The 4,143-nt window shown below is 63.4% G+C and carries 4 protein-coding genes and 1 pseudogene; all 5 read left to right on the top strand.

Annotation, left to right across the window (positions count from 1 at the left end):
• The coding region (locus tag ABYB95_RS18325) for a methyl-accepting chemotaxis protein (protein ID WP_372660127.1) at positions 1-1,519 on the top strand (1,519 nt) is incomplete at its 5' end.
• Positions 1,520-1,933: 414 nt separating this feature from the next.
• Positions 1,934-2,359 carry a division/cell wall cluster transcriptional repressor MraZ gene (mraZ, locus tag ABYB95_RS18320; RefSeq protein ID WP_372660125.1) on the top strand — a complete coding sequence of 142 codons (426 nt, stop codon included), beginning with the start codon at positions 1,934-1,936 and terminating at the stop codon, positions 2,357-2,359.
• A gap of 6 nt (positions 2,360-2,365) precedes the next feature.
• A complete protein-coding gene (gene rsmH, locus ABYB95_RS18315; protein ID WP_372660123.1) occupies positions 2,366-3,292 on the top strand; it encodes a 16S rRNA (cytosine(1402)-N(4))-methyltransferase RsmH in 927 nt (308 codons plus the stop codon).
• On the top strand, positions 3,289-3,597 hold the full coding sequence (gene ftsL, locus ABYB95_RS18310; protein ID WP_372660121.1) for a cell division protein FtsL: 309 nt from the start codon (positions 3,289-3,291) through the stop codon (positions 3,595-3,597). Before rsmH ends, ftsL begins: the two co-directional genes overlap by 4 nt.
• Positions 3,594-4,143, top strand: a pseudogene (locus ABYB95_RS18305) (penicillin-binding protein 2); the annotation flags it as partial. The gene ftsL and the pseudogene ABYB95_RS18305, both read left to right, overlap by 4 nt.

The raw sequence follows: 4,143 nt of genomic DNA, 5'->3' as shown, positions 1-4,143 counted from the left end.
GCCGGCAGACGACAGCTACACACTCGACCGCTTGGCCGACGACGTCCATGTCTTGTCGGAAGAGCGCATGGTCAAGGTTGGTCAGCTCCACCGGCTCAAGAATGATCTGAATCTCGGCGCGCTCACCGTGCGCAACATCGTCTTGCTGGCCGACCCCGAGCAGGTTGCCAGCGAACGCCAACGCCTGGACGACGTGCGTGCCCGCAACGAGGACCTGATCCAGACGTTGCTGGCGTCCTCGCAGAGCGAGGAGATGAGGCCCTTGATGACCGCGCTGGTCGAGGCGCACGGCCCCTACAACGCTGGACTGGACAAGGTCTTGATACTGTCCCAGGAAAGCATGGATATCGAGGCAGCCTCGATGCTGGCCCGCGAAGTGAGCACCTGGCAGGCTGCGGTGTTCAAGGCGATCGACGGACTGGCCGAACTGCAGGGCGCACTCCTGAAGCAAGACACCAGCAAGCTTCAGGCGGCGTCTGCCCGGGCGGGCCAAGTGATGCTGGCCATTGCCTTGTTCGCTTGCGCCTTCGGTGGTGCGCTGGCGTGGGCGGTGGCAGGCTCGGTCATGCGCCAGCTGGGTGCGCAGCCCCATGAGGCCCGCGACGTGGCACAACGGATTGCCCAGGGCGACCTGAGTACCGCGATTCGGCTGCGGCCGGGCGATACGTCGAGCCTGATGGCCGCCATGAAGCTCATGAACGACAGTCTGGCCAGCGTGGTGAGCAGCGTGCGCGCGAACGCGGAAAGTGTCTCCGCCGCCAGCCAGCAAATTGCGCTGGGCAATACGGATCTGAGCCACCGCACCGAGGAGCAAACCAGCGCCTTGCAGCAGACCGCGTCCACCATGGCGCAGCTGGGCTCGACGGTGGAAAAAAACGCCGCCAGCGCCCACCAGGCCAATCGGCTGGCCCAAGGCGCCTCGGCGATTGCAGCGCAGGGTGGGGCCGTGGTCGACGAGGTGGTTCGCACCATGCAAAACATCAGCGCCGGCTCAAGCAAGATTGGCGACATCATCGGCGTGATCGACGGTATCGCGTTCCAGACCAACATCCTGGCGCTGAATGCGGCCGTCGAAGCGGCTCGGGCTGGCGAACAGGGCCGGGGCTTTGCGGTGGTGGCGTCCGAGGTGCGCAGCCTGGCGCAGCGCAGCGCGGCAGCGGCCAAGGAGATCAAGACGCTGATCAGCAGCAGCGTCGATCAGGTGGCGCAGGGCACGGCCTTGGTCGACCGGGCGGGCAAGACCATGGGTGAGATCCTCGAATCCATTCAGGGGGTGAGCCACATCGTCGCCGAAATCAGCCTGGCCACTTCCGAGCAAAATGCGGGCGTGCAGCAAGTGGATGCGGCCATCGGTCGGATGGACGCCACCACGCAGAAAAACGCGGCGCTCGTGGACGAAAGCGCCGCCGCGGCAGACAGCCTGATGGGGCAGGCCCAGCAATTGGTCGAGACCGTTTCGGTGTTCAAGCTCCTGCAAGGCGGGCGGTCCCCACAAGTGGTCTTGGCGGGCAAAAACTGAGCCAACCAAGCGCCTCACCCCGCCCACGCGTGGGTGCTGCAAGGCCGGAGGCTTCACCGGTGTCAGCGGGTCAAAACGGCTAGGTGAGGCGCCGCACGGCTTCGTCTGCCGAAGTGCAGTTGCCCGCGCCATTCACCCCATTTGCTGGGGTGCATGCGCGCTTGCGCAGCCAACACCCGACCCTGGGCAATATCCCCCCAGGTGTAACAGGGTTTTCAAGCATCACATTCAGAGGCTGTTGTAAGTGCTTGCTTTTGCTGCTTTTTTCACGCCGGGATGGCTTGAAAATGCGCTCTAAGTACTTGATTTCATTGAAAAAATTTGTAGCCACCGGGTTGCGTCTATGCTTTTTCCTGCTAAAGTGGAAAAAAGTGCAATTAAGTGGTGAAAAGTGTTTTTTCAGGATTGATTAACGTGTTTCAGGGTGCTTCCTCTCTCCATCTCGATGCCAAGGGCCGGCTGTCCATGCCGACCCGGCACCGCGACGCCCTGGGCGCGGGGGAAGGCCAGCTCACGATCACCAAACACCCGCACGGCTGTCTCATGATTTTCCCCCGGAACGAGTGGGAGAAATTCCGCGACCGCATTGCGGCGCTCCCCATGCAGGCCCAGTGGTGGAAACGTATTTTCCTGGGCAACGCCATGGACGTTGACATGGATGGTACCGGGCGCGTGCTGGTGTCGCCCGAGCTGCGGGCCGGTTCGGGTATCACCAAAGATGTGATTTTGCTGGGCATGGGCTCCTATTTTGAGCTCTGGGACGCGGCCACCTACGCGGCACAAGAGGCCGAGGCCATGCAGGCGCAGATGCCCGACGTGTTCAAGGACTTTTCCTTCTGAGGGCGCATGGTGCAAGACGCATGGAGCCACCAAACTGTCCTGTTGAACGAAGCCGTTGAAGCGCTGGCGATCAATCCGGACGGACATTACGTTGACGCCACCTATGGCCGAGGCGGTCACACCCGGCGCATTCTGGAGCGGCTGTCCGAGCGCGGCCGCCTGACGGTGTTCGACAAAGACCCACAGGCCGTGGCCTCGGCCATGGCTCTGGCGGCGGGGGATGCGCGCGTGCGTGTGCGCCACGAGGGCTTCCGGCACCTGGGCGGACTGGGGCCAGCCAGTGTGGATGGGCTGTTGCTGGACCTGGGCGTCAGCTCTCCGCAGATCGACGACCCCGAACGGGGTTTTTCTTTTCGCCACGACGGACCTTTGGACATGCGCATGGACACCACGCGCGGCCAGAGCGTGGCCCAATGGCTGGAAACAGCCGATGTCTCGACGCTTGCGGAGGTCATTCGTGAATATGGCGAAGAACGGTTTGCTCAATCGATTGCAAAGGCGATTGATCGTCGCCGACAGGAACGGGGCGCTTTTCGAACCACCCGCGAACTGGCCGAGGTCGTGGCTCTCGCGGTCAAAACCCGCGAGCCGGGCAAGGACCCTGCAACGCGCACATTTCAGGCTTTTCGGATTTTCATCAACGCCGAGCTTGAAGAGCTGCAACAAGCGTTAGAGGCCAGCCTGCAGGTGCTGCGTTCGGGCGGACGTCTGGTGGTGATCAGTTTTCACTCGCTCGAAGACCGCATGGTCAAGCAGTTCATGGTGCAGCATTCGCGCCATGTGGTGGACCGCCGGGTGCCGTTTGCCGAACCCGCGCCGACCAAGCTGGCCCGCCCACACCGCATCAAGCCCTCAGAGACCGAGGTGCAGGGCAATCCCCGTTCGCGCAGCGCGGTGATGCGGGTGGCCGATCGCACGGAGGTGCCGGCATGATCCGCATGAATCTGGTGCTGTTGTGTGCGGTGGTGGTCAGTGCCTTTTATCTGGTGCACACCCAATACGAGTCGCGCCGTTTGTACACGGCGCTGGACCGTGCGCATGCGCAGACCCGCAAGCTCGACGCCGAACACGAGCAGTTGCAGGTGCTCAAGCGCGAACAGGCCGCGCCCGCCCGGGTGCAACAACTGGCCACCAAGCAGCTGCAGATGCGCCCGGCCAGTCCGGGCATCACCCAGTATGTGACGGTGTTTGAGCCGCAGGCGCCCGCCATGGGCGCGGTGCAGGAGGCCCGGCCATGAGTCGCCGCATCCGCAGCATCAACTACAGCGCAAGCCCCTTGCTGGCCAGCAAAACGCCGGTGTGGCGCAGCAAGTTCATCGTCGCGGCGCTGGCCCTGGCGTTTGCGGGCCTGGGTGCCCGCGCCGCGTTTGTACAGGTGATCGGCAACGACTTTTTCCAGCGCCAGGGCGAGGTGCGGTTTGCACGCACGCTGGAACTGCCGGCCAACCGGGGTCGGGTGCTGGACCGCAACGGCTTGATTCTGGCGTCGAGCGTGGTGGCGCAAAGCATTTGGGCGATTCCGGAAGACGTCGACAAGTCGTCGCCCCAATTGCGCCAGCTCGCCAAGCTGCTGGACATGCCGCTGTCCGATTTGAACAAGCGCCTGGCCAACGAAGACAAGACCTTTGTGTGGATCAAGCGGCAGGTGGACGAACCGATCGCCCGCGAGATCGCGGCGCTCGGGCTGAAAGGCATTTACCAGCGGCGCGAATACAAGCGCGAGTACCCCGAAGGCGAGGCGGCGGCCCATGTGGTGGGCTTCACCAGCGTGGAAGACGTGGGGC

Source organism: Hydrogenophaga sp., assembly GCF_041633695.1.
Taxonomy (GTDB): domain Bacteria; phylum Pseudomonadota; class Gammaproteobacteria; order Burkholderiales; family Burkholderiaceae_C; genus Hydrogenophaga.
Note: the sequence above shows the minus strand (reverse complement) of the source record. Positions and strands in the feature narration are given on the sequence as shown.